This window comes from Luteimonas sp. AC640a (genome assembly GCF_979256585.1).
Window position 1 is genome coordinate 1 of the sequence record NZ_CEEDOV010000007.1, and the last position, 22,646, is coordinate 22,646.

Annotated in this window: 20 protein-coding genes and 2 tRNA genes; 11 read left to right on the forward strand and 11 right to left on the reverse strand. The window is 67.2% G+C overall.

Annotated elements, in window-relative coordinates; genetic code table 11:
- Nucleotides 1-306 precede the first annotated feature (306 nt).
- The 3 genes from ACZ9YD_RS04110 to ACZ9YD_RS04120 all read right to left on the reverse strand — a co-directional run bounded on the left by ACZ9YD_RS04110 (nt 307) and on the right by ACZ9YD_RS04120 (nt 4,660).
- Nucleotides 307-633 carry a DUF6966 domain-containing protein gene (locus ACZ9YD_RS04110; RefSeq protein ID WP_465073887.1) on the reverse strand — a complete coding sequence of 109 codons (327 nt, stop codon included), beginning with the start codon at nt 631-633 and terminating at the stop codon, nt 307-309.
- A gap of 47 nt (nt 634-680) precedes the next feature.
- Entirely contained in the window at nt 681-3,215 is a 2,535-nt protein-coding gene (locus ACZ9YD_RS04115) for a penicillin acylase family protein (RefSeq protein WP_465073888.1), read from the reverse strand.
- An 86-nt stretch (nt 3,216-3,301) separates the two neighbouring features.
- Nucleotides 3,302-4,660 carry an Hsp70 family protein gene (locus tag ACZ9YD_RS04120; RefSeq protein WP_465073889.1) on the reverse strand — a complete coding sequence of 453 codons (1,359 nt, stop codon included), beginning with the start codon at nt 4,658-4,660 and terminating at the stop codon, nt 3,302-3,304.
- A 188-nt stretch (nt 4,661-4,848) separates the two neighbouring features.
- Between ACZ9YD_RS04120 and bfr the strand changes: the two genes are divergently transcribed.
- A complete protein-coding gene (bfr, locus tag ACZ9YD_RS04125; protein WP_465073890.1) occupies nt 4,849-5,346 on the forward strand; it encodes a bacterioferritin in 498 nt (165 codons plus the stop codon).
- Between the two features lie 264 nt (nt 5,347-5,610).
- On the opposite strand, the gene ACZ9YD_RS04130 is transcribed toward bfr, so the two are convergent.
- On the reverse strand, nt 5,611-6,270 hold the full coding sequence (locus ACZ9YD_RS04130; RefSeq protein ID WP_465073891.1) for a thiopurine S-methyltransferase: 660 nt from the start codon (nt 6,268-6,270) through the stop codon (nt 5,611-5,613).
- An 85-nt stretch (nt 6,271-6,355) separates the two neighbouring features.
- Nucleotides 6,356-8,599 (reverse strand): DNA topoisomerase IV subunit A, encoded by a 2,244-nt coding sequence (gene parC, locus ACZ9YD_RS04135; RefSeq protein WP_465073892.1) that lies wholly within the window; start codon nt 8,597-8,599, stop codon nt 6,356-6,358.
- A gap of 161 nt (nt 8,600-8,760) precedes the next feature.
- On the opposite strand from parC, the gene ACZ9YD_RS04140 reads away from it, so the two are divergent.
- From ACZ9YD_RS04140 to ACZ9YD_RS04160, 5 genes are all read left to right on the forward strand, one after another.
- Entirely contained in the window at nt 8,761-9,531 is a 771-nt protein-coding gene (locus tag ACZ9YD_RS04140; protein ID WP_465073893.1) for a Crp/Fnr family transcriptional regulator, read from the forward strand.
- A 304-nt stretch (nt 9,532-9,835) separates the two neighbouring features.
- Nucleotides 9,836-11,461, forward strand: coding sequence for a cytochrome ubiquinol oxidase subunit I (locus tag ACZ9YD_RS04145; protein WP_465073894.1), 1,626 nt, complete (start codon nt 9,836-9,838; stop codon nt 11,459-11,461).
- Between the two features lie 27 nt (nt 11,462-11,488).
- Nucleotides 11,489-12,637: a cytochrome d ubiquinol oxidase subunit II gene (cydB, locus tag ACZ9YD_RS04150; RefSeq protein WP_465073895.1), complete on the forward strand. Its 1,149-nt coding sequence runs from the start codon at nt 11,489-11,491 to the stop codon at nt 12,635-12,637.
- Between the two features lie 23 nt (nt 12,638-12,660).
- On the forward strand, nt 12,661-12,774 hold the full coding sequence (gene cydX / locus ACZ9YD_RS04155; protein ID WP_465073896.1) for a cytochrome bd-I oxidase subunit CydX: 114 nt from the start codon (nt 12,661-12,663) through the stop codon (nt 12,772-12,774).
- Between the two features lie 102 nt (nt 12,775-12,876).
- On the forward strand, nt 12,877-13,089 hold the full coding sequence (locus ACZ9YD_RS04160) for a hypothetical protein (protein WP_465073897.1): 213 nt from the start codon (nt 12,877-12,879) through the stop codon (nt 13,087-13,089).
- A 173-nt stretch (nt 13,090-13,262) separates the two neighbouring features.
- On the opposite strand, the gene ACZ9YD_RS04165 is transcribed toward ACZ9YD_RS04160, so the two are convergent.
- The 3 genes from ACZ9YD_RS04165 to ACZ9YD_RS04175 all read right to left on the reverse strand — a co-directional run bounded on the left by ACZ9YD_RS04165 (nt 13,263) and on the right by ACZ9YD_RS04175 (nt 14,120).
- Nucleotides 13,263-13,349, reverse strand: a tRNA-Leu gene (locus ACZ9YD_RS04165).
- 83 nt (nt 13,350-13,432) lie between these two features.
- On the reverse strand, nt 13,433-13,855 hold the full coding sequence (locus ACZ9YD_RS04170) for a CopD family protein (protein ID WP_465073898.1): 423 nt from the start codon (nt 13,853-13,855) through the stop codon (nt 13,433-13,435).
- Nucleotides 13,856-14,033: 178 nt separating this feature from the next.
- A tRNA-Leu gene (locus tag ACZ9YD_RS04175) sits at nt 14,034-14,120 on the reverse strand.
- Between the two features lie 112 nt (nt 14,121-14,232).
- Between ACZ9YD_RS04175 and rnr the strand changes: the two genes are divergently transcribed.
- The 3 genes from rnr (at nt 14,233) to ACZ9YD_RS04190 (ending at nt 17,913) form a co-directional block, all read left to right on the forward strand.
- Nucleotides 14,233-16,698, forward strand: a complete 2,466-nt coding sequence (gene rnr, locus ACZ9YD_RS04180) for a ribonuclease R (protein ID WP_465073899.1) — start codon at nt 14,233-14,235, stop codon at nt 16,696-16,698.
- A gap of 107 nt (nt 16,699-16,805) precedes the next feature.
- Entirely contained in the window at nt 16,806-17,570 is a 765-nt protein-coding gene (rlmB, locus tag ACZ9YD_RS04185) for a 23S rRNA (guanosine(2251)-2'-O)-methyltransferase RlmB (RefSeq protein ID WP_465073900.1), read from the forward strand.
- 67 nt (nt 17,571-17,637) lie between these two features.
- Nucleotides 17,638-17,913: a CBU_0592 family membrane protein gene (locus tag ACZ9YD_RS04190; RefSeq protein WP_465073901.1), complete on the forward strand. Its 276-nt coding sequence runs from the start codon at nt 17,638-17,640 to the stop codon at nt 17,911-17,913.
- Nucleotides 17,914-18,194: 281 nt separating this feature from the next.
- On the opposite strand, the gene ACZ9YD_RS04195 is transcribed toward ACZ9YD_RS04190, so the two are convergent.
- Nucleotides 18,195-18,875, reverse strand: coding sequence for a hypothetical protein (locus ACZ9YD_RS04195; protein ID WP_465073902.1), 681 nt, complete (start codon nt 18,873-18,875; stop codon nt 18,195-18,197).
- 203 nt (nt 18,876-19,078) lie between these two features.
- On the opposite strand from ACZ9YD_RS04195, the gene sugE reads away from it, so the two are divergent.
- Nucleotides 19,079-19,393: a quaternary ammonium compound efflux SMR transporter SugE gene (gene sugE / locus ACZ9YD_RS04200; RefSeq protein WP_465073903.1), complete on the forward strand. Its 315-nt coding sequence runs from the start codon at nt 19,079-19,081 to the stop codon at nt 19,391-19,393.
- Nucleotides 19,394-19,610: 217 nt separating this feature from the next.
- The gene (locus ACZ9YD_RS04205) at nt 19,611-20,741 is read left to right on the forward strand and encodes a metallophosphoesterase (RefSeq protein ID WP_465073904.1); all 1,131 of its coding nucleotides are present in this window, start codon (nt 19,611-19,613) and stop codon (nt 20,739-20,741) included.
- Between the two features lie 13 nt (nt 20,742-20,754).
- Here the strand turns inward: ACZ9YD_RS04205 and rnt are convergent, their stop codons facing one another.
- A complete protein-coding gene (gene rnt, locus ACZ9YD_RS04210) occupies nt 20,755-21,366 on the reverse strand; it encodes a ribonuclease T (protein ID WP_465073905.1) in 612 nt (203 codons plus the stop codon).
- Nucleotides 21,367-21,915: 549 nt separating this feature from the next.
- Nucleotides 21,916-22,620 (reverse strand): phosphate signaling complex protein PhoU, encoded by a 705-nt coding sequence (gene phoU, locus ACZ9YD_RS04215; RefSeq protein WP_465073906.1) that lies wholly within the window; start codon nt 22,618-22,620, stop codon nt 21,916-21,918.
- Between the last annotated feature and the right edge of the window lie 26 nt (nt 22,621-22,646).

Below are 22,646 nucleotides of genomic sequence, written 5' to 3' on the forward strand. Positions count from 1 at the left end.
GATACAGCCGCGGCGGTCCCCTGCGCTTCTCGGACGACGGGGCACGCAGCCCAAACTCGCTGCGCTCAGACATGGGCGGCTCTTCGACCCCGTCGCCCTGCGATGCTCGGCTCGCTTTACGGCTCGATTCAGATCAAGAGCGTAGAGCCAGAGCGAAAGCCAAAAGCCAAAAGCCAAAAGCCAAAAGCCAAAAGCGAAAAGCGAAAAGCGAAAAGCCGAGAGCCAGAAGCCGAACACCGCTGGCCGATAAGCGCGCCGCCGCTCGATTCCCATCGGTCGAAACACGGCGCCAGCAGGCGCGACATCTCAGACGTCGATACGCCGCAATTCGAGAGCGGCGTCATACACAGCGCCACTGGCCGCATCCAGCCCCTCCATGCCACGAATGACCTGTCCGTTCCGCCACGGCGCGTAGTCGTTGAAGCTGCCCATGCCGCCGAAGACATGCATCACCGCGCCGGACAGCGCGTTGAGTGCGTCCTGATCCGGGGCGTTCTTCGCGAGTAGTTCGGCGCGGGACAGGCACGACTCGAAGTGGCGCGTCCACGGGCAGTCCCAGTCAAGTCGCAGCATCGCGACTAGCGCACCAAGGTCGATCCGCAGTGTGTCGAGTTGCGCGCGGCGGTCGGGCATGAAGAGTCTGGTCCGGATTGAAAGATCGGATGCGGCTGCGAGGCGTGTCAGCGCGACGAAGACGCCGCGGGAACGAGCCGCAACGTATGCGCAGTTGTCTGCGGCAGGAATGGGGAAGCACGACCCTGTGCCCAGTCATCGTGGCCGGCGCCCCAGTACGGCGAGAGTGGATGTCCGCTCTGGCCGCCAGGCATGTGGGTGATCCCGTCGGCCTCGTGGCCGGGCGCGACGACCATGCGTTGGGACGCGCCGAAGGACGGACCTTGCACGCGCGGCACGGTGCCGTCGCCGGGCAGTGGTTCGGCCGGCATGCAAAGGGCACGCTTGCCGAGCAGAGGAATCGCCGACGCGAGCGGGTGGCAGATCGCGGTGGTGTTGCGTTCGCCCCAGGTGCGTTCGGCGAGTGAGCCGTCGCAGGCCACGCTTTCGCGCACGTCGCGGGCTGCGTCTTCGAACAGTGCCTGCCAGCCGTCGTCGACCGGTGCGCAAACACCGCGCTGGGTATCAGGCGTGCAGGCGAAGCGGCGGGGCAGCAGATGCGCGGGACGCTGTTCCACCAGTGGCCACGCGACGCCTTCAAAGTTCGCTGGGTCGGGCGTTTCGAATGTGTCGCCCAGCGCGGCGCGCGCGGGCGCGGCGAGGCCGCGCGCGAGACGTTCGTGCACGGCAAGGCGCCAGGCGCGGACCAGGCGGTATCCGACGGAGTCGACGCTGGCATGAGCGCTCCAGTCGCGCGAGGCATCGTTCAAGGCGCGCAACGCGCTGTCGTCGCCCGCTTCGTTCGCGATCGAGCCCAGCAAAGCGTGCCAGCGCGACAGCAGCACGGCGCGATCGTCGAGCTGGATCGCCAGCAGGTCACGTTCGGCGAACTCTTCGCGTGCTTCCAGGCCTTCGCGGATCTGCCAGGCGCGCATGCCGAGGGCGGCGCCGCCATCGCCGATGCGGGCGAAATCTTCGCCATCGACGACGCGACTGTTCGCGGTCCACAGTCGATCGGTATCGGGCGAGCGCAGCAGCGGCGAGGCACCGGTCGTGATGGACCACGGCGCGCAGCGGTTCGTGTCGGTCGCGGCGCCGGCCGTCAGCGGCATGGAGACGATGCGGCCGTCGCAGCCGGCATCGCGCGTCGGAATCGGTCCGAGCAGGCGCCAGGCGATGCGGCCGCCCCGATCGCCGATCACGAGGTTCTGCGTCGGCGTCGCGGTGCGGTCGGCGATCGCCAGCGCGTCGTCGAGATCGCGCGCGTGGGCGAAGTCGGCCAGGCCGAAATTCAATGCGCCGGGCTGATGCGCGGTCCAGCGCAAGGCGAGGGCGCTGCCGTCGTCTTCGCGATGGACCAGCGGGCCCCAGTCGCTGTCTTCCACGACCAGCGTCACCGGCGCGCCGCCGGCGACCTCGATGCGCTCTTCATGTCGCGTCAGTGGCGTGCAACCCGCAGGCGCGCCGTCGTTGCAGGGCACCACGCGCTGCCAGTCGAGGTAATCGCCGTAGCTGTTGGTGAAGCCCCAGGCGACGTGCGTGTTGCTGCCGACGATGATCGCCGGCAGGCCGGGCAGGGTGAAGCCGGTGACGTCGACCTGGCCGCTTGGTGCGCGCGGATCGGGATAGCGCAGGCGCGCGCGGAACCAGATGTTGGGCGCACGCAGGCCCAGGTGCATATCGTCGGCGATCAGTGCACGGCCGTCGGCCGTCAACGCGCCGGAAACGGCGAAGTTGTTGCTGCCTGGCGAAAGATCCGCCGCCGCAGGCGGCACAAACGGTGGAGTGAGGGCCAGCCGAGATGCCGCGGGTGAGGCCTCGGCTTGTGCCGACCCCACAGCTGCGAACGGCGATTCTTCACTCCGCGCGCCCTCAATCTCCACCACATCCAGCATCCGCAGATCCACAGCCTCCGCGCCCGGCAGCACCGCATCGCCACGCGCCTCTCCGAACAGCGGCGCATCCCAGCGGCTGCCGTCATGCGCGAACAGATCGAACAGCGCCGGCGGCAGTGCGGGCCGCAGGCGATGCATCGCGAGCTCTCGCGCATTCGTCGCGTCCTGCAGATCGAAGTACATCGCAAAGCCCGTCAGCGCGGAGTCGGCCGGTGTCCACGGCTGCGGCGTCTGTCGCAGCAGCAGATACGCCCAGGGTCGCGCACCCAGCGAAGTGAGGCCGGCATTGGCACCATCGGTATAGGCCTGCAGCTGCGGCATCCGTTCGCCCGCCACCGCGGCAAGATCCGATTCGACCCGCGCGCGCATGCGGTGGACGCGATTGCGACGGTCGGTCTCGAGCGCGCGTTCGCCGAACAGCGCCGAGAGTTCGCCCGACGGCACGCGCCGCATCAGATCCATCTCGAAATACCGTTCCTGGGCGTGCACGAAGCCGAGCGCACGCATCGCATCGGTCTCACTGGCGGCGGTGATCGTAACCACGCCGGCGGCGTCGCGTTCCATGGTCGCGGGCGCCCCGAGTCCGGTCAGCGACTGGTCGCCGTCGAGTGTCGGCAGGCTTGCGCGCAGCGACAGCCAGACGAAGATGCCGGCCGCGACCACCAGCACGATGAGCGCGAGCAGCGCCCGCAGGATCCATTTGCGCATGCGTAATTCCCCGGCCGCGACTGATACGGCGCGGCCCGATTATTCCATGGGCATGTTGCGGGCCGGCGCGCAGCCGGACCGGTGGCTCAGTTGCGTGCGTGCTCGGCCAGGCCGGACACCACGCCCAGTGACGGATCGCCGCGGACGATGCGCGCGTCCGGGAAGCGCGCCTGCGCGGCCGCCTGCACGTAGGGCGCGCCGGACATGCCGCCGGTCAGGAACAGGCTGTCGGGCGGCGCGTCGAGATCGCCGCGCACGTCGTCGAGCAGGGCGCCGATGGTGTCGAGGAAGCGTGCGCTTGCGGTTTCCAATGCTGCACGCGTTGCGTCCACGCGCAGGCCCGGCTCGATGTAGCCCAGCGCGTGACTGGCGTCGTCGTGACTGCTCAGCCGCACCTTCATGCCCTCGACGCCGCGGTACAGGCGCGTGGTGCCGCCGTCGCGTTGCAGGGCCTGCAGACGCGCGCCGAACGGCGCATCCACATGGCCGAAGTCACGCTTGTGGAAATCGCGTTGCCGCGGCATGTCCTGCACCGTCGCCGCTTCGACGAAATGGTGCACGGGAATGCGGCTCGCGCCCTTGCCGAACACCGGCATGACCTGGGCCATGCTCAGCGCGAGGTCGACGTCAGTGCCGCCGTTGGCGACGCCCCATGCGCGGTGCACGCGCGGCGCGCCATCGCCGCCGACTTCCGCCAGCGCGATGTCGGTCGTGCCGCCGCCGATGTCGACGACCAGTGTGGTGTGCCGCTGCGGACTTTCGGCGTGGTAGTGCAACGCCGCCGCCGCGGGTTCTTCAAGGAACTCGATCGAATCGAAGCCGGCCTGGCTGGCGGCGTCGCGCAGCAGCGCCAGCGCCTGCTCGCCACCGGCCTCGCCGAGCGAGCTGCGGAAGCGCACCGGTCGCCCGATCGTCGCCGCGCGCACCGTACTGCCGAGCTGCTGGCTCGCGGTCAGGCGGATGTGTTCAAGGATGTGCGCGGCGATGCCGGTGATCGTTTCCTTCGCGCGCGGATGCAGATTGAAGCCGAGCATGGATTTCGGCGACTGCACCAGATTGCCGCTGCCTTCGAGCAGGTAACTCTCGATCGCCGCCTCGCCGAACACCGCGTGCTGCAGGTCGGCGGCCGAAGATTCGGCATCGCGCATGCGCGCTTCCAGCCACTGGCGACGCACGATGCGGATCGCATCGCGGCGCAGCAGCGCGGCCGGACGCGGCGTACCGCCGGCGCGGGTCTGGTCGCTGCGCAGGCCGCGCATCAACGATTCCACTTCGGCCTCCATCGCCCCGTCGAGCTCGAACGCATCGAGATCGGGCAGGGTGGTCGGGAAGAACACCGCGGTGCGGAACTGCGGCTGTCCGTCGAACTGGATGTGCACCAGCCTGTCGCCGATGCGCGCAGCGGCGGCGGAATAGCTGGTACCGAAGTCGATGCCGATCTTCATTAGGGGGGCGACAGGCGGAAGGCGCGGGAGTCTACGCCGATGCGCGTCATGCCGCTTGCAACGGCCTGTGCGGTCTCCGCAACGCCGGCGCGACGCGGCTGAGAATGCGAAATGCATCCATTCCCATCCGATCATGCCGCGCGGCGGCCCGGCATACTGCGCGCATTCCACGTGTTGCGAGTGCTGCCATGAAAGGACATCCCGAAGTCGTCGATTACCTGAAGTTCCTGCTCCGCGGCGAGCTTGCAGCGCGTGACCAGTACTTCCTGCATTCGCGTCGTTACGAGGATCTGGGCCTGCACCAGCTCTACACGCGCATCAATCACGAGATGGAAGAGGAGACCCAGCACGCCGACGCGCTGCTCAAGCGCATCCTGTTCCTGGAAGGCACGCCCGACATGCGTCCCGACGCGTTCGAACCCGGCGTCACCGTCGAGGAAATGCTGCGCAAGGATCTCGACCTCGAATACCTTGTGCGCGACAACCTCGCCAAGGGCATCGTGCTGTGCGAACAGCACAGCGACTTCGTCACCCGCGAAGTGCTGGTGACCCAGCTCGCCGACACCGAGGAAGACCATACCTACTGGCTGGAGAAGCAGCTGCGCCTGATCGGGATGATCGGCCTGGAGCGCTACCAGCAGAGCCGCATGGGCGAAGCGGAAGGCACGCACGCCGGCGTGGGGTAAAGTCGGCGCGGCGGGTTCGCCGCGTTGTCGGGAGTCTGGAAACGCCTGCGCTTGTCGTGGGCGTTTCTGTTTTCAGCGGGTGAGAGGCCGCTGCTCGATCGAATCGAATGAGGCGTTTACCTTCACCCCAACCCCTCACCCAGGGGGAGAGGGGCTTCAAAGCGGACGCTCGCGGGATTCGAGCCCCTCTCCCTCTGGGAGAGGGGTTGGGGTGAGGGCAAACGCCGCCGAAAACTTCGAACCGCGCGCCGCCCCGAACCCGCATCACCCCCGACGCACCATCCGATACAACGCTGTCGACAACGCAGTCACCCCATCCGCCACGAAACCCGCCTCATCCGCCAGAATGTCGCGCCGCTCGACCGCATCGACCTGCCAGTCATCATCGAACAACGCGTGCACCTCGTCCGTCGCGACCGAAAACGGCGGCCCGGCTTTTTCCGCCTGCGGATACTCCAGCGTGACCAGCAACCCGCGGCACTCCGCTGGCAGTCGTCGCCATGCCGTGGCCGCGTACGTGCGGCGCAGCTCGGGCGGCAGTGCGATCAGCGCCGCACGGTCGTAGACAGCGGCGCAGTCCGCGAGCACGTCGGCGTCCAGCGCGAACGCATCGCCGACGATCAGTTCGTACGCAACGGCGACGAAATGCGCGCCGGCATCCGTTTCGTGGATTAAGGGTTCGAGTCCGCGTTCTTCGAAGAACTGGCGCACCGCCAGCTCCGACAGTTCGACGCCGAGCACGCGATGGCCACGTTCGGCCAGCCACACCATGTCGAGCGATTTACCGCACAGCGGCACGAACACGCGGGCCTCCGGTGCGAGATCGAGCGTCGGCCAGTGCTTCAACAGCAGCGGCAGCGGGGCGTCGCGGTGGAAGCCGATGCGGTTGTGGGACCAGCGTTCGTGCCAGAACTCGGGGTGCATGGCGGCTCCAGGATTCAGCCAGTTTGGCGATCGCGACGATCAGGCGCGCGCGGCGAAGGATCGCCGCGGCGCACCCGTGCCGGCGTCATTCGACGTCGAGCCCTTCGACCTTCTGCCAGCCGCGCGGCAGCAGGCCACCACGCGATGCGCGCGCGCCGATATAGGCGTCGAGTTCCTTGAACGACAGCGTCATCGTGCGTGCACCCGAGCGCACCAGCAGCGCGCTGCCCGGCGCGACGACGGCGAGCGCGACGACCTGTTCGGTGCCGCGCTTGGCCTTCGGGATCTCGATGATCTTGTTGCCTTTGCCCTTGTCGAGCTCAGGCAGTTCGGCGACCGGGAATACCAGCAGATGACCGGCGCTGGTCACCACGACCAGACGGTCGGCATCGACAGCGCGCACGGCGGCCGGCTGCAGCACCGTCGAACCCGGCGACAGCGACAGCATCGCCTTGCCCGCCTTCTGCCGGCCGGTGAGGTTCTCGAAGCGGGTCACGAAGCCGTAGCCATGCGAGGACGCGACGACGAAGCGCGCGTCCGATTCACCGGCGACCACAGCCTGGAACGACGCGCCTGCAGCCGGCGAGAAACGGCCGGTCAGCGGTTCGCCGTTGCCGCGCGCCGATGGCAGCGAATGCGCGACGGTGGAGTAGCTGCGGCCGGTCGAATCGAGGAACGCAACCTGCTGCGTCGTGCGGCCGCGCGCGAACGCAAGCAGACTGTCGCCGTCGCGATAGTTCATGCCCGCCGGATCCACGTCGTGGCCCTTGCCCGCGCGCACCCAGCCCTTCTCGCTGACGACGATCGTCACCGGCTCGCTCGGCACCAGATCGCTCTCATCGAGCGCCTGCGCGGCGCCGCGTGCGACCAGCGGGGAGCGACGCGCATCGCCGTACTTCTTCGCATCGGCCTGCAGCTCGTCCTTGATCAGCTTCTTCAGTTTGGTCTTGCTCTCGAGCGTGGTCATCAGACGATCGCGCTCGCTTTCCAGTTCGGCCTGTTCGCCGCGGATCTTCATCTCTTCGAGGCGCGCGAGCTGGCGCAGACGCGTTTCGAGGATGTAGTCGACCTGGTCGTCGCTGAGTTCGAACCGCGCCTGCAGCACGGCGCGCGGCTCGTCCTCGGTGCGGATGATGTGGATCACCTCGTCGAGATTGAGGAACGCGACCAGCAGGCCATCGAGCAGGTGCAGGCGACGCTCGACCTTCTCCAGACGATGGGTCAGGCGGCGGGTCACGGTGGTGGTGCGGAACTGCAGCCACTCCGACAGCAGCATCTTCAGGTTCTTGACCTGCGGACGCCCGTCGAGCCCGATCACGTTGAGATTGACGCGATAGCTCTTCTCGAGATCGGTGGTCGCGAACAGATGGCCCATCAGCTGTTCGGCGTCGACGCGGTTGGAGCGCGGAATCAGCACCACGCGCACCGGGTTGGCGTGATCGGACTCGTCGCGGATGTCTTCCAGCCACGGCAGCTTCTTGGCGCGCATCTGCGCGGCAATCTGCTCGATCACCTTGCTCGGGCTGACCTGGTGCGGCAGCGCGGTGATGACGATATTGGTGTGTTCTTTCTCGAACGTCGCGCGTGCGCGCACGCTGCCGTGGCCGGTCTCGTACATGTGCAGCAGATCGGCGGACGGCGTAATGATCTCGGCGCTGGTCGGATAGTCCGGGCCGCGCACGTGCTCGCACAGGTCGCGCACGCTCGCATCGGGATCGTCGAGCAGACGCAGACAGGCGCTGACGATCTCATTGACGTTGTGCGGCGGCACGTCGGTGGCCATGCCGACCGCGATGCCGGTGGTGCCGTTGAGCAGCAGATGCGGCAGGCGTGCCGGCAGCCACGTCGGCTCCTGCATCGTGCCGTCGAAGTTGTCGGTCCAGTCGACGGTGCCGTGGCCGAGTTCGGCCAGCAGCATCTCCGCGATCGGCGTCATCTTTGATTCGGTGTAACGCATCGCCGCGAAGGACTTCGGGTCGTCGCTGGAGCCGAAGTTGCCCTGGCCGTCGATCAACGGATAGCGGTACGAGAACGGCTGCGCCATCAGCACCAGCGCCTCGTAGCACGCGCTGTCGCCGTGCGGATGGTATTTGCCGATCACGTCGCCCACGGTGCGCGCGGACTTCTTCGGCTTCGCCGCCGCGCCCAGGCCCAGCTCGCTCATCGCGTAGATGATGCGGCGTTGCACTGGCTTGAGGCCGTCGCCGATGAACGGCAGCGCACGGTCGAGCACCACGTACATCGAATAGTCGAGGTAGGCGCGCTCGGCGAATTCGCGCAGCGGCAACTGCTCGAAGCCATGGAAGGGGGTGCGGACGGACTCGGTCATCGGGACAGCATCTACGGCGGAACCGGGATTTTAGCGGGTGGTGGTCGCAGGTGCTGTGTTGCGATGCGTTGTCGACGCACGCGGACGGGGCGAAGCGCCTCGTGAAGCCCCGACAGGGGATCGCCGGTCGCCAGGGGCGTCGCGCGTATCATGATCGACGTATGGACACCAAGCCGAGATCGCGCAGTTCCGCCGAGCCCGCCGGCGCCGCGCGTCACGCCGCGGCCGGCAGCCTCAAGCGCGTACCGCACGGCGGCTGCGACGGTTGCCTGGCGCGGCCGCTCGCGATCTGCGCATCCATTCCCGCCGCGGAAACCCACGCGCTGGAAGCCGTGGCCGGCGAGTTGCGGCTGCCGGCCGGCGCCACGCTCGCCAGCGAAGGCGATCCGCGCCGCGAGGTCCACACCATCACCCGAGGCATGCTGCGCCGCGTGCGCCTGCTGCCGGACGGCCGCCGTCTCGTCGCCGGCTTTCTGATGGCGGGCGATTTCATCGGCTTCAGCGGCGCGCCGCACTACCGGCACACCCTCGAAGCGGTGACCGACTGCGTGCTGTGCGTGTTTCCGATGCAGTCGATGCGCAGCCTGTGCCAGCGCTATCCCGACCTCGAATCCGGGATGCTCGCCCAGGCCTGCAGCGAGCTCGACGCCACACGCGGCAGCCTGATGCTACTGGCGCGATTGGGCCCGGGTGAGCGGCTGGCCGGGTTCCTGGTCGAACTCGGCGAACGCCAGCAGCAGCGGGGCGGGGCGGCGGACCATGTCGACCTGCCGATGACCCGCGGCGATATTGCCGACCACCTGGGGCTGACGATCGAGACGGTGAGCCGCAGCTTCACCAAGCTTCGGCAGAGCGGGGCGATCGCGTTCGAGGATCCCAGGCGGATCGATCTGGTGGACGTGGTGGCGCTGCGGCGTGCGGCGGGGCTGTAGTCGCCCAGCTCGCCGGGGATGAGCACCGCTCCCTCCGGGAGAGGTCGCCATACGAAGCGTGTCGGGTGAGGGATAGGGGCTGACCCCGTTGCGGCAGAAGCGCCATCAGCCCACGCCGTCTCCAGAGGGAGAGGGGAAGGGGCTCTGCAAACCCAGACGGTGAGCCGCAGCCTGACGACGCAGCGGCTGCCTGGGCCATCCCCCAGCTCACGGAGAAGGCGCGGTCATCCGCATTGATCTCGATCAATGCCGACCCGCCCGCCGCGGCGCAACCTGCGCGCATGATCCGTTCCGGCCGCATTCCATGATCGACATGACCGTCGTCGAGCTGTCCCGCCTGCAGTTCGCGCTGACCGCGATGTACCACTTCCTGTTCGTGCCGCTGACCCTCGGGCTGTCGTTCCTGATGGCGATCATGGAGAGCATCTACGTGATGACCGGGCGCGATGTCTGGCGGCGGATGACGCTGTTCTGGGGCGTGCTGTTCGGCATCAACTTCGCGATGGGCGTGGCGACCGGCATCGTCATGGAATTCCAGTTCGGCATGAACTGGGCCTACTACAGCCACTACGTCGGCGACATCTTCGGCGCGCCGCTCGCGATCGAAGGCCTGATGGCGTTCTTCCTCGAAGCGACCTTCATCGGCCTGTTCTTCTTCGGATGGAACCGCCTGTCGAAGCTGCAGCATCTGGCGATCACCTGGCTGGTGGCGTTGGGCGCGAATTTCTCGGCGTTGTGGATCCTGGTCGCCAACGGGTGGATGCAGAACCCTGTCGGCGCGGTGTTCAACCCCGACACGATGCGCATGGAGGTCACCGATTTCATGGCGGTGATCTTCAACCCGGTCGCGCAGGCGAAGTTCGTGCACACGGTGTCGGCCGGCTACGTTACCGGCGCGATCTTCGTGATGTCGGTCAGCGCGCTCTATCTGCTGCGCGGCAAGCACCGGGACATTGCGCGCCGTTCGATCGCGGTCGCCGCGAGCTTCGGTCTGGCCTCGGCGCTGAGCGTCGTCGTGCTCGGCGACGAGAGCGGCTACGCGGCGACCGAACACCAGAAGATGAAGCTCGCCGCGATCGAGGCCATGTGGCACACAGAGCCGGCGCCGGCCGGTTTTACGGTGATCGGTCTGCCCAACCAGGCGGGGCAGCACAACCGCTTCGAGATCAAGATTCCGTGGCTGATGGGCCTGATTGCGACGCGCTCGCTCGATGGCGAAATCCCCGGCATTCTCGAGCTGGTCGAACGCGCCGAGCACCGCATCCGCGGTGGCCAGCTCGCCTACGCCGCGCTCGAGCGGCTGCGCGAGGACCGTACCGACGCGACGGCGCGCGCGGCCTTCGACGCGCACTGGAGCGACCTGGGTCACGCGCTGCTGCTCAAGCGCTATCGCGACGACATCGTCAACGCCACCGAGCAGGAGATCTCGCAGGCCGCGCTCGACACCGTGCCGCGGGTCGCGCCGCTGTTCTGGACGTTCCGCGTCATGGCCGGCATCGGGTTCTACCTGATCGGGTTCTTCGCGTTCGCGTTCTGGATGGTCACGCGCAGCCGCATCGAGGAGAGCCGGCGGTTCCTGTGGATCGCGCTGTGGAGCCTGCCGCTGCCGTGGATCGCGATCGAATGCGGCTGGTTCGTCGCCGAATACGGTCGTCAGCCCTGGGCCGTCGAAGGTGTGCTGCCTACGTTCTATGCCGCCTCCGGCATCGCGCTCAAGGACATCCTGATCTCGCTGGCAGGCTTCGTGATCATCTACACGGGCCTGGCGATCGTCGCCGCGAAGCTGATGCTCAAGGCGATCGGCAAGGGGCCTGACGTGCTGGCACCGCTGGCCGGCGACGACGCGCCGGCCGCGATCGACGACGTCGCCCCGGACCTCGATGGTCGCGCGCGCGATGCGCTCGATCCCGCACCTGCCGCGCGCGCCTGACGCACCTACGTTTCCCGAGGATCTCCCATGGACTTCATTCCCCTCGACTACGCCACGCTGCGGCTGATCTGGTGGCTGCTACTGGGCGTCTTGCTGATCGGCTTCGCGGTGATGGACGGCTTCGATCTGGGCGTCGGCGCGCTGCTGCCGTTCGTCGCCAGGACCGATGCCGAACGTCGCATCGTCGTCAACACAATCGGCCCCGTCTGGGAGGGCAACCAGGTGTGGTTGATCCTCGGCGGCGGCGCGATCTTCGCGGCGTTTCCGCCGCTGTACGCGGTGAGCTTCTCGGGTTTCTACCTGGCGATGTTCCTGATCCTGTTCGCGCTGATCCTGCGGCCGGTCGGCTTCAAGTTCCGCGGCAAGGTGGAAGACCCGCGCTGGCGTGAGACCTGGGACTGGACACTGTTCGTCGGCGGCGCGGTGCCGGCGCTGATCTTCGGCGTCGCGGTCGGCAACGTGCTGCTGGGCGTGCCGTTCCATTTCACGCCGGAGCTGCGCGCGGTCTACACCGGCGGCTTCTTCGACCTGCTGACGCCGTTTGCACTGCTGGCCGGGCTGGTCAGCGTGAGCCTGCTGGTGGCCCACGGCGCCGCCATGCTGGTGATCAAGACCGACGGTCCCATCGCCACGCGCGCGGCGCGTTACGGCAGCCTTGCAGGCGTGATCGCCGCGGTGCTGTTCGTCGCTGCCGGCGTGTGGATCGCGACGGGCATCGCGGGCTTCCGCGTGGAGTCCGTGGTCGACACCGCGCTCGCGTCGAATCCGCTGCACAAGACCGTCAGCACGGCGCCCGGTGTGTGGATGGACAACTACCGCCACATGCCACTGACGATGATCGCGCCGCTGCTCGGCGTGCTGGGCGCGCTTGCATCGTCGGTGTTGCTGCGGCGGCGTCGCGGTGGTCTCGCCTTTGTGGCCTCGGGCGTGTCGATCGCCAGCGTGATCCTGACCGTGGGATTCGCGATCTTCCCGTTCCTGTTGCCCTCGTCGACGGTCGCCGGTTCCGGTCTCACGTTATGGGACGCATCGAGCAGCCGGCTGACGCTGTGGATCATGTTGCTGGCCACCCTCATTTTCCTGCCGCTGGTGCTGCTCTACACCACGTGGGTCTACCGCGTGCTGCGCGGCAAGGTCACTGACGCCAGCATCGCCGACACTCCGAACGCGTACTGAGTACACAACCAAGGAGCGACACCATGTGGTACTTCGCCTGGATACTCGGCATCGGTCTCGCGGCGACGTTCGCGATCCTCAACGGCATGTGGTTCGAAGTGCGCGAGCAGCGCAGGGAGGCTGCGCGCGCGGCGTGACAGCTTCCGGTCGCTGCAGCATCGGATGGCCGCACACGCAGCATCACGTGCGACTGCGCATCGTCTGCACACACTGCCGCCACCACCCGCGGAGCGACGACGATGACCCCGAACGATACGCCTGACACCACGCACGGCCCGCTGGAAAACGCGCGGACGCCCGATGGCCCGAAAACGCCGGGCGAATCGTCCGAGAAGCGCGACCAGGACCAGCGCAACGATCCGGAATCGATGCCGGGTGCGCTCGAAAGCAACCCGACACGACGCAGCGGCGACGGCGCGCCGGACAATCCCGGCAACCGCAAGCGCGACTGACGCGGCGCTCGCTGCGTCTGTGGCGTGCCCGGTTCGGACGCGCCGTTGCGCAGAAACCGGGCGATGCCGGCGCGGCGGAGCGACAGTCCGTCAGTTCGACGCAGGAACGACAGGCACAAAAAAACCCGCGATTGCGGGTTTGATGTTCACGGCTGGTAAGGCTGTGATGACCTTGGTGCCCGGAAGAGGACTCGAACCTCCACGGAGTTGCCCCCGCTAGCACCTGAAGCTAGTGCGTCTACCAATTCCGCCACCCGGGCAGGTCAGATCGACAATTCTGGGGTGCGGCCCGCCGGCTGTCAATGCGATGCGTGCCGATGCCGCCACCGCTTCTCTGTGTGCGTCAGAACGGTTTGGTCAGCGCCAGCAACACGATGGCGAGGCCGATCACGAAGACCAGTGACGCGGAGAACCGCAACAGGGCAGGCGGCGTCGCTGGCGGTTCGACGCGTGCCATCTGTCGCAGCGTGCGACTCAGCCAGCCGTGCAGGATCACCAGCGCACAGACGAGCGCGAGTTTGATCCGCAGCCAGGGCATCACCAGCCATCCGGCCTGCAGCGCGATGGTTAGACCGGCGCCCAGTGTCGCCAGCATTGCCGGCGACGTGACCCAGCGGTTCCAGCTGCGCAGGTTCGCGAGCAGCGAGCGCCCGTTGGGCGACGCCAGCAAGTCGTGGAGAGCGATCGCGATGCCACTGCCGACCATGCCGGTGAGCCACGTCGCCGCGGCCATGAAGTGCAGCAGCTTGAGCGTCAGGTAGTCCACGCGAGGCTCCGGAGGTCGGGTCCGGCCACTGCGGCTGGATGGCCCCCACGCAGGGTAGTCGGATGTGATCTCCGAAAGCGCCTGTGCAGCGACCGGGGTGCCCGGCAGCAAACAGCGGGCACAAAAAAACCCGCGATTGCGGGTTTGATGTTCACGGCTGGTAAGGCTGTGATGACCTTGGTGCCCGGGAGAGGACTCGAACCTCCACGGAGTTGCCCCCGCTAGCACCTGAAGCTAGTGCGTCTACCAATTCCGCCACCCGGGCAGGTCAGGGCGCGTATGTTGTCGATGCCTCCGGCGCTTGTCAACGGGATTTTGAAAGGCCGTCTGCTGCGCTTCGACGCCAGCCTCGCGGGCGAGCCTGTACCATCGCGGCAATGGCTAAACCTCCCAGCAAGCGCGGCAGCAGCCGCGGAACGCCCGGGCCCGCGTCACAGGGGGCCGGCAAGCGCGGCACCTCCGGCCCGGCCCGCCCGAAATCGCACAGCGACCGCAAGGACGCATTGCCGCCGTGGATGCCCGATCCGGGCCTGCAGCGCGCGCTGCGGACAGGCGGGCCAACGAAGTCCGCGTCGCAGGATCGTCCGCCCTCAGCGCGCGGTGGGCGCTTCGAAGATCCGCACGCCAACCGTGAGGCGGCGCGCTACGCGAATCCGATCGCGAGCCGTGAGGCGATCCTGCAGACGCTCGTCGACGCCGACGGCCCGATGACGTTCGACGAGCTCGCGATCAAGCTCGCGCTCACCGAACCCGATCGCGCCGATGCGCTCGGCAAGCGCGTCGCTGCGATGCTGCGCGAAGGCCAGTTGCTGCAGAACCGCCGCGGCGGCCTGGTGCCGGCCAAGCGCATGGACCTGATCCCGGGCACGGTGATCGCCAATCCGGAAGGCTTCGGCTTCCTGCGACCGGATTCCGGCGCGGGCGAAGACCTCTTCCTGCCACCGACCGAGATGCGCAAGGTCATGCACGGCGATCGCGTGCTGGCCAGCCTGACCAATGTCGATGCGCGCGGCCGCCGCGCCGGCGTCGTCGTCGAAGTGCTCGAACGCCGCACGACGCGTCTGATGGGCCGCTTCTCGGTCGAGCACGGCATCAGCTACGTCGTGCCGGACGATCGCCGCATCCAGCGCAACATCCAGATTCCGGTGGACGCGCGCCAGGACGCGCAGCACGGCCAGCTGGTCGTCTGCGAGATCACCGCGCCGGGCGATTCGCACCGTCCGCCGATCGGCCGCGTGCTGACCGTGCTCGGCGATGTGCTCAAGCCGTCGCTGGTGGTCGAGGCCGCGATCCACGGCCACAACCTGCCGCACGAGTTCTCGCAGGACGTGCTCGACGAAGCCGCCGCGGTGCCGGTGGATGTGGAGGAGCGCATGGTCGGCGGCCGTGTCGATCTGCGCACGCTCCCCCTTGTGACGATCGACGGCGAGGACGCCAAGGATTTCGACGACGCCGTCTACTGCGAGCCCAACCGCGACGGCTTCCGCCTGGTGGTCGCGATCGCCGACGTGTCGAACTACGTGCGTCCCGGTACGCCGCTCGACGATGAAGCCCAGCTGCGCGCGACCAGCGTGTACTTCCCGGGTTTCGTCGTGCCGATGCTGCCCGAGACGCTGTCGAACGGAATCTGCTCGCTGAAGCCGAAGGTCGACCGCATGTGCTTCGTCTGCGACATGCAGGTGATGCGCGACGGCACGGTGTCGGAATCGAAGTTCTACGAAGCGGTGATGCATTCGCACGCGCGCCTGACCTACACCCAGGTGTGGAAGGCGGTCGGCGAACTAGACCAGGACACGCGCGACGCGATCAAGCCGGTGCTGCCGCAGGTCGAACGTCTGCACCAGCTGTACGCCGTGCTGGCCAAGGCGCGCGCCAAGCGTGGCGCGATCGAATTCGAATCGTCCGAAGTGCGGTTCGTCCTGGACAACACCGGTGAGGTCACCCAGGCCGGCATGCTCCAGCGCAACGACGCGCACAAGCTGATCGAGGAATGCATGATCGCGGCGAACGTGGAGGCTGCACGGTTCCTGCTCGAGGCCGCCATCCCCGCGCCGTACCGCGTGCACGACAAGCCGCCGGAAGCGAAGTACGCCGACCTGCTGGAATTCCTCAAGGAATTCTCGCTGCGTCTGCCGCCGTGGGCGAAAGTGCAGCCCAAGGACTTCACCGTCCTGCTGAAGAAGATCCGCGAACGGCCCGACGCGACGCTGCTCGAATCGGTGCTGTTGCGCAGCCAGAGCCAGGCGGTCTACACGCCCGAGAACATCGGCCACTTCGGTCTGGCGCTGGCGTCGTACGCGCATTTCACCTCGCCGATCCGCCGCTACCCCGATCTGCTGGTGCACCGCGCGATCAAGCACGTGCTGTCGGGTCAGCCGCTGGCGAAGTTCATGTACACGCCGCGCCTGATGGAAAGCCTGTCGCTGCAGTGTTCGGAGCGTTCGCGACGCGCCGATGAAGCCGAGCGCGAAGTCGACGAGCGCTACCGCGCCGCGTGGATGGAGCAGCACGTCGGCGGCCAGTTCGACGGCGTGATCAGTGGTGTGACCAGCTTCGGTCTGTTCGTAGAACTCGACCAGTCGAAGGTCAACGGTCTGGTCCACGTGACCCAGCTGCCGAACGACTTCTACAGCTTCGATCCGATCCGCCGGATGCTCAACGGCCAGCGTGCCGGCCGCCAGTACCGCCTCGGCGACCGGGTGCGGATCATCGTGCTCAAGGCCAGCCTGGAAGACCGCAAGATCGACTTCCGTTTGGTCGATCCGGACTCGACGGTGCAGGGCGGCCCGAAGCCGCTGCCGCCGCGCGGCAAGCCGGCCAAGCGCGAGAAGAAGCCTTACTGATCAGGCCGTTTCGCTAGAATGGCCGTCGTTCGCGGGGCCGGCGCGCAGGTGCCGACCCCGTCGATGTTTCCAGACACCCGCATTCCTTTCTTCGAATTCCCAGCACCATGACCAACAAGCAGAACCAGTGGATCGTCGGCATCAATGCCGTGGCCGCGGCCGTCGAACACGACGCCGAGAACGTGCGCGAGGTGCTGCTGGAAGCGGGCGCGAAGAATCCGCGCGTCGTCGAGATCGAATCGGCTGCACGCCGCCGTGACATCGACGTGCGCCGGGTCAACCAGCAGGCGCTCGACGGCGTCGCCGGTGGTCTGCGGCATCAGGGCGCGGTCGCGCGCTACGCCGCGGCGAAGACCTGGGACGAAAACGAACTCGAAGGCCTGGTCGAGGCCGCGGAGGGCAAGGCACTCCTGCTGGTGCTCGACGGTGTGCAGGATCCGCACAATCTCGGCGCCTGCCTGCGCAGTGCGGCCGCCGCAGGTGTCACCGCCGTGGTGATCCCCAAGGACAAGGCCGTGCAGGTCAACGCGACCGTGCGCAAGACCTCGGCCGGTGCGGCGGACAGCATCCCGGTGGTGCGCGTGACCAACCTGTCGCGCACGCTGCGCGATCTGCAGAAGCTCGGAGTGTGGATCTACGGCCTCGCCGGCGAAGCCACCGCGACGCTGTATGCGACTGACCTGCGCGGCAACGTCGCGCTGGTGCTGGGCGGCGAAGCCGATGGCCTGCGCCGCCTGACCCGCGAGCACTGCGACGGTCTGGTGACGATTCCGATGCCGGGCGGTGATGCACTGGGCGGTGTCGAGAGCCTCAACGTCTCGGTCGCTGCCGGCGTCACGCTGTTCGAAGCGGTGCGCCAGCGCCTGGGCTGAGCCCGCGGCTTGCCGCGGGCAGGGCATCGGCGGAAGATGCGCCGAACCTCGTCCCTTGGAGTACGCGATGGATCTGCAATGGCATCAGTGGTGCGGCATCGTCGGTGCGTTTCTCGTGGTGCTCGCGTACTTCCTGCTGCAGGTCACCCGGTTCTCGGGTGCGGGCCTGCCGTATCTGCTGCTGAACCTGTTCGGTGCGATCGGCATGGCGGTGTCGCTGTACGGCACTTTCAGCATGCCGGTGCTGATCATGCAGTTGGCGTGGATCGCGATCAGCTTGTTCGGGATTGTCAGGACGTTGGGCGCGCGGGGGCGGATGCGCTCCGGTCTTTCATCCAGATAATTATTCCGGTCGACCGGCGCTGAGGCGCGGCGGGGAATATCTCCGCGTTCCGCTGGGGCGCGAGATGCGCTGAAGTGCACGGCTTTCGCCCGCTGCGCGTGCGAGTCCCTTTTGGATGGACCCAAAAGGAACCAAAAGGTCCCTTCGCCGGACGCGAGCCGATGCGATACAGCCGCATCGGTCCCCTGTGCTCCTCGCCTGACGCGGCACGCAGCCCAAACTCGCTGCGCTCAGACATGTGCTGCTCTTCGGCCACGCCAGGCTCGGGTGCTCGGCTCGCTCTACGGCTCGATTGAAGTCAAACGCGGGAAGCCGAAGCCGCAGCCGAAGCGAAAGCAGAGCAGAAGCAGAAGCAGAAGCAGAAGCAGAGCGAGCCTGTAGCGTCGAGCCGAGCCGAAGCGAAGCGAAGCGAAGAAGTCGAGGTCAAGTGGCACGCCATCACGCAGGGTGGTCAGCAGGCGAGCGAACACCTCGCATTTCAGTGGTCGCGTGTTGCGGCCACGCACGGTTGAGTTTCCGTAGAAGCGCGCTGTCGCGCAGAAGCGCATCCAAGAAAAGCCGATCTCGTCATGGACGTTGCTGCTCGCTTTGGTTGTTGCGGCTGCGGCTCCTTTTCTGCCCGCTCTTGCCGCTGCCGCTGCCGCTGCCGTTGCTGTTGCTGTTGCTGTTGCTGTTGATGTCGCTGTTGCTGTTGCTGTTGCGGTGGCTCTTGATCTCGAATCGAGCCGTAAAGCGAGCCGAGCATCGCAGGGCGGCGGGGTCGAAGAGCAGCCCATGTCTGAGCGTAGCGAGTTTGGGCTGCGTGCCCCGTCGACCGAGAAGCGCAGGGGACCGCCGCGGCTGTATCGCGGCGGATCGCGTCCGGCGAAGGGGTTTTTTGGTTCTCTTTTTGGCCCGTCAAAAAGGAACTCGCGCGCGCAGCGTGCGAAAGCCCTGCACTTGCGTTGACGGACGGGAAGCACGGAATAAAGGGTAGATAGCGCGAGACAGCATTGCGCATTGTGTTCCGCATGCGCGACCAAAGCCCGCACATCGCGGGTTACACCCCGGTAATCCGAATCCCCCACCCACCAGCGATAATCCCCCCACACCAGGAAGCGGGGACGACCCCGCCACTCCATTCCACATCCGGGGACGGCCCCATCGCAAAGATGGAGGCATTCCCATGTCCTGGATCATTCTCGTGCTCGCCGGCCTGTTCGAAATCGGCTGGGCGATCGGTCTGAAATACACCGAAGGCTTCACGAAGCTCTGGGCCACGGTCGGCACCGTCGCCGCGATGGTGATCAGTGTCGGGTTGCTGGGCGTCGCGATGCGCGATCTGCCGGTCGGGACGGCCTATGCGATCTGGGTCGGGATCGGCGCGGTCGGTACGGTCATTCTCGGCATGGTGCTGATGGGCGATGCAGCGAGTCCGGGGCGGCTGATCAGTCTCGGCTTGATCATCGCCGGCATCATCGGACTGAAACTCGCGAGCTGATGCTGCGAGGCGCGCGCTGCGACAGCGGCGCGCAGTGCGCATCAAGGGCGAGGGCGCGTGTGCGCCCTCACTCCGCGCACCGGCGCTCACCATCCCGCGACGAATCTGGACGCCGGTTCAGGAGAGCGCTGGCGTGCGTCATCGGCATCGCCGACCATGGCCGACCCCACGTCGGTCCGTCGCGCACGGACTGCTTCTCACTGTCCCGGGAAAGCCTGTGCTGAGTGTCGTTGCGATCGTTCTTGCGTCCTATCTGGTCTTGCGTGTGGTGTTTCCATTGCGTCTGCCCTGGCCGGTGCGCGCGGGACTCGCATTGCTGGTCTATGGCCTGGCGCTGCACCACCGCATCGTCGCGCGCTTCGCCGGCAGCATGGCGTCGCCGGAACTGCCGAAGCTGGTCATCGCCGCGCTCGGCACGGGCTTCATCGCGCTGCTGCTGACCGCACTGTTCGTCTTGCTGCTCGACGTGGTGACGCTGCTGGTCTGGGCGCTGCGTCGCCGTAATGCGCTCGCGACAATGCGTGGCCCGTGGCTGCGGCCTGGCGCTGCGGCACTCGCGTTGCTGCTGTCGGCCTACGGCACGTGGCAGGCGATGGTGGTGCCGCAGGTGCGGCAGATCGAAGTGTCGATCGCAGGGTTGCCGCAGGCCTTCGACGGCTACCGCGTGCTGCAGCTGACCGACATCCATGCCAGCCGCCTGCTGACCGGCGACTGGGTCGCCGGCGTGGTCGCCGCATCCAATGCGCAGCAGGCGGACCTGATCGTCATCACCGGCGATCTCGTCGACGGCAGCGTGACCGCGCGCGCCAACGACGTGCGCCCGCTTGCGGATCTGCGTGCGCCCGATGGCGTCATCGCGATCACCGGTAATCACGAGTACTACGGCGAGTACCGCGGCTGGATGGACGCGTTCCGCGCGATGGGCATTGCGGTGCTGGAGAACGCGCACGTCCGTGTCGAACGCGACGGCGCGGCGTTGACGATCGCCGGTGTCACCGATCCGGTCGCCGAGCGCTACGGCCAGGCGCTGCCGGACATCGATGCGGCGATCGCGGGTGCCGATCCGCAGGCGCCGATCATCCTGCTCGACCATCGCCCGGTCGAGGCACGCGAGAACGCCAAGCGTGGCGTCGTGCTGCAGCTGTCGGGCCACACGCACGGCGGCCACATCGTCGGCATGGACCGGCTGGTGGCGCGCGCGAATGGCGGTTACGTGTCCGGTCTGTATCCGGTCGACGGCATGCAGCTCTATGTCAGCAACGGCGCCGGTCTGTGGCCGGGCTTCGCGACGCGAATCGGCGTGCCGTCCGAGATCACGGTGCTCACGCTGCGTCGCGCGGACGGCTGAGCACGGCGCGGATTCATTCGGCGGTCGCTGCCGGCGCCGCCATCTTCGGCCAGGCGTTGGCGATACGGCAGAACAGCTGCGCGGTCAGCGTGGTGTCGTAGAGCGCGGAATGTGCCTGTGTCTGGTCCCACTGCAGGCCCGCGGCCTGCACCGCGCGCGCGAGCACAGTCTGCCCGTAAGCGACGCCGGCCAGCGTCACGGTGTCGAAGACGCTGAAGGGATGGAACGGGTTGCGCTTGTGCTGGGTGCGCGCGACTGCGGCATTGATGAAGCCCAGATCGAAATGCGCGTTGTGCCCGACCAAGATCGCGCGCTGGCATTCGTGGTGACGCACCGCGTTGCGCACGTGATTGAAGATGTGCTCCAGCGCTTCGCGCTCGGGTTTCGCGAACCGGAACGGATGGTGGATGTCGATGCCGGTGACTTCGAGCGACTGCGGATCGATGTGCGTGCCGTCGGCTGGTTCGACATGCGTATGCGCGGACGCGCCCGGTACGAGATTGCCGTCCTCGTCGATGTTCAGAGGGATCGCCGCGATCTCCAGCAACGCATGGCGGCGGGACTCGAAACCACCGGTTTCGACGTCGACGACCACGGGCAGAAAGCCGCGGAACCGGCGGGACATGGGGAGATGGGGCGACACGGCATCGTCGGTCGATGCGGGGGCGGGTACTGCGGCTTCACTCATGCGTGCAAGCCTAGCAGAGCGGGGGGGTGTGGCTGGGTTTGGCGGTGCGCTTGGATCGTGCGGGATGCGCCGCGTTTCTATGGAGAAGAGCCTGGGCAGGGCCCTATGCGGTACCTCTCGGCAACGTGCTTGAGGTGGGCAGCCACGCGAGCGTTTGCCCTCACCCCAACCCCTCTCCCAGAGGGAGAGGGGCTCGGTCCGCGCGTAGTATGGGCGGACGACGGGCTGATTCCGTGCTCGGGGCTGACGGTCGTGGAGGTCAGCACCTCTCCCTCCGGGAGAGAGCCTGCCCCGGACTTGATCCGGGGTCGACGCGCACCGCGCGTCGGGTGAGGGTACCAGCGCACGCATCTGCACAGCCGTCAAAAAAGGCGGCATGTCGGATCCGTTCCCAAATGCAAGCAAAATGCGCTCTTTTAGAACCCATCCGCCAGAAGGCGCACGCCATCTATCCGCTTGCAGACGAGCCGGTTCAACCCATCCGGATCAGGTCACCGTATTGGTGAAATCCCGCTTGTCGCGCGGCGGCAGGGGCTCGTCGCCCTTGACCATGAACCAGATGTTCTCGGCGATGTTGGTTGCGTGGTCGCCGATGCGTTCGATGTTCTTGGCCATGAACAGCAAATGCGTGCAGGGCGTGATCGCGCGCGGGTCTTCCATCATGTAGGTCAACAGCTCGCGGAACAGGCCGGTGTAGACCGTGTCGATCTCGGCGTCCTGCGCGCGCACGCGCTGGGCGGCGACCGGATCGTTGTCGCGGAACGCGACCAGCACTTCGCGCATCTGCCGCACCGCCAGTTCGCCGAGCACCGTCAGGCCGCGAGTGTAGGGCAGGGGCGGCGCGAGGTTCAGCGCGGTCGAACGCTTGGCGACATTCGCGGCGTAGTCGCCGACACGTTCGATATCGGCAGCGATGCGCAGGGCCGAGAGGATCTCGCGCAGGTCGCGCGCCATCGGGCCGCGCAGCGCCAGCTTCATGACGTCCTGGCTGATCTCGTGCTCGAGCGCGTCGATCGCCTCGTCGTTGGCGATGATGCGTTCGGCGGCCTTGTCGTCGCGCCGCTCCACGACGTCCAGTGCCGATTCCAGCTGCGCGGCGGCCATCTCGCCCATGCGCAGGATCTCGTGGGTCAGACGGCTGCGCTCTTCATCGTAGCTCTTGACGATGTGGTCGTTCAGTTGGTTGGGCATGGCGGGGAACCTGGAAGAGTGGCGAC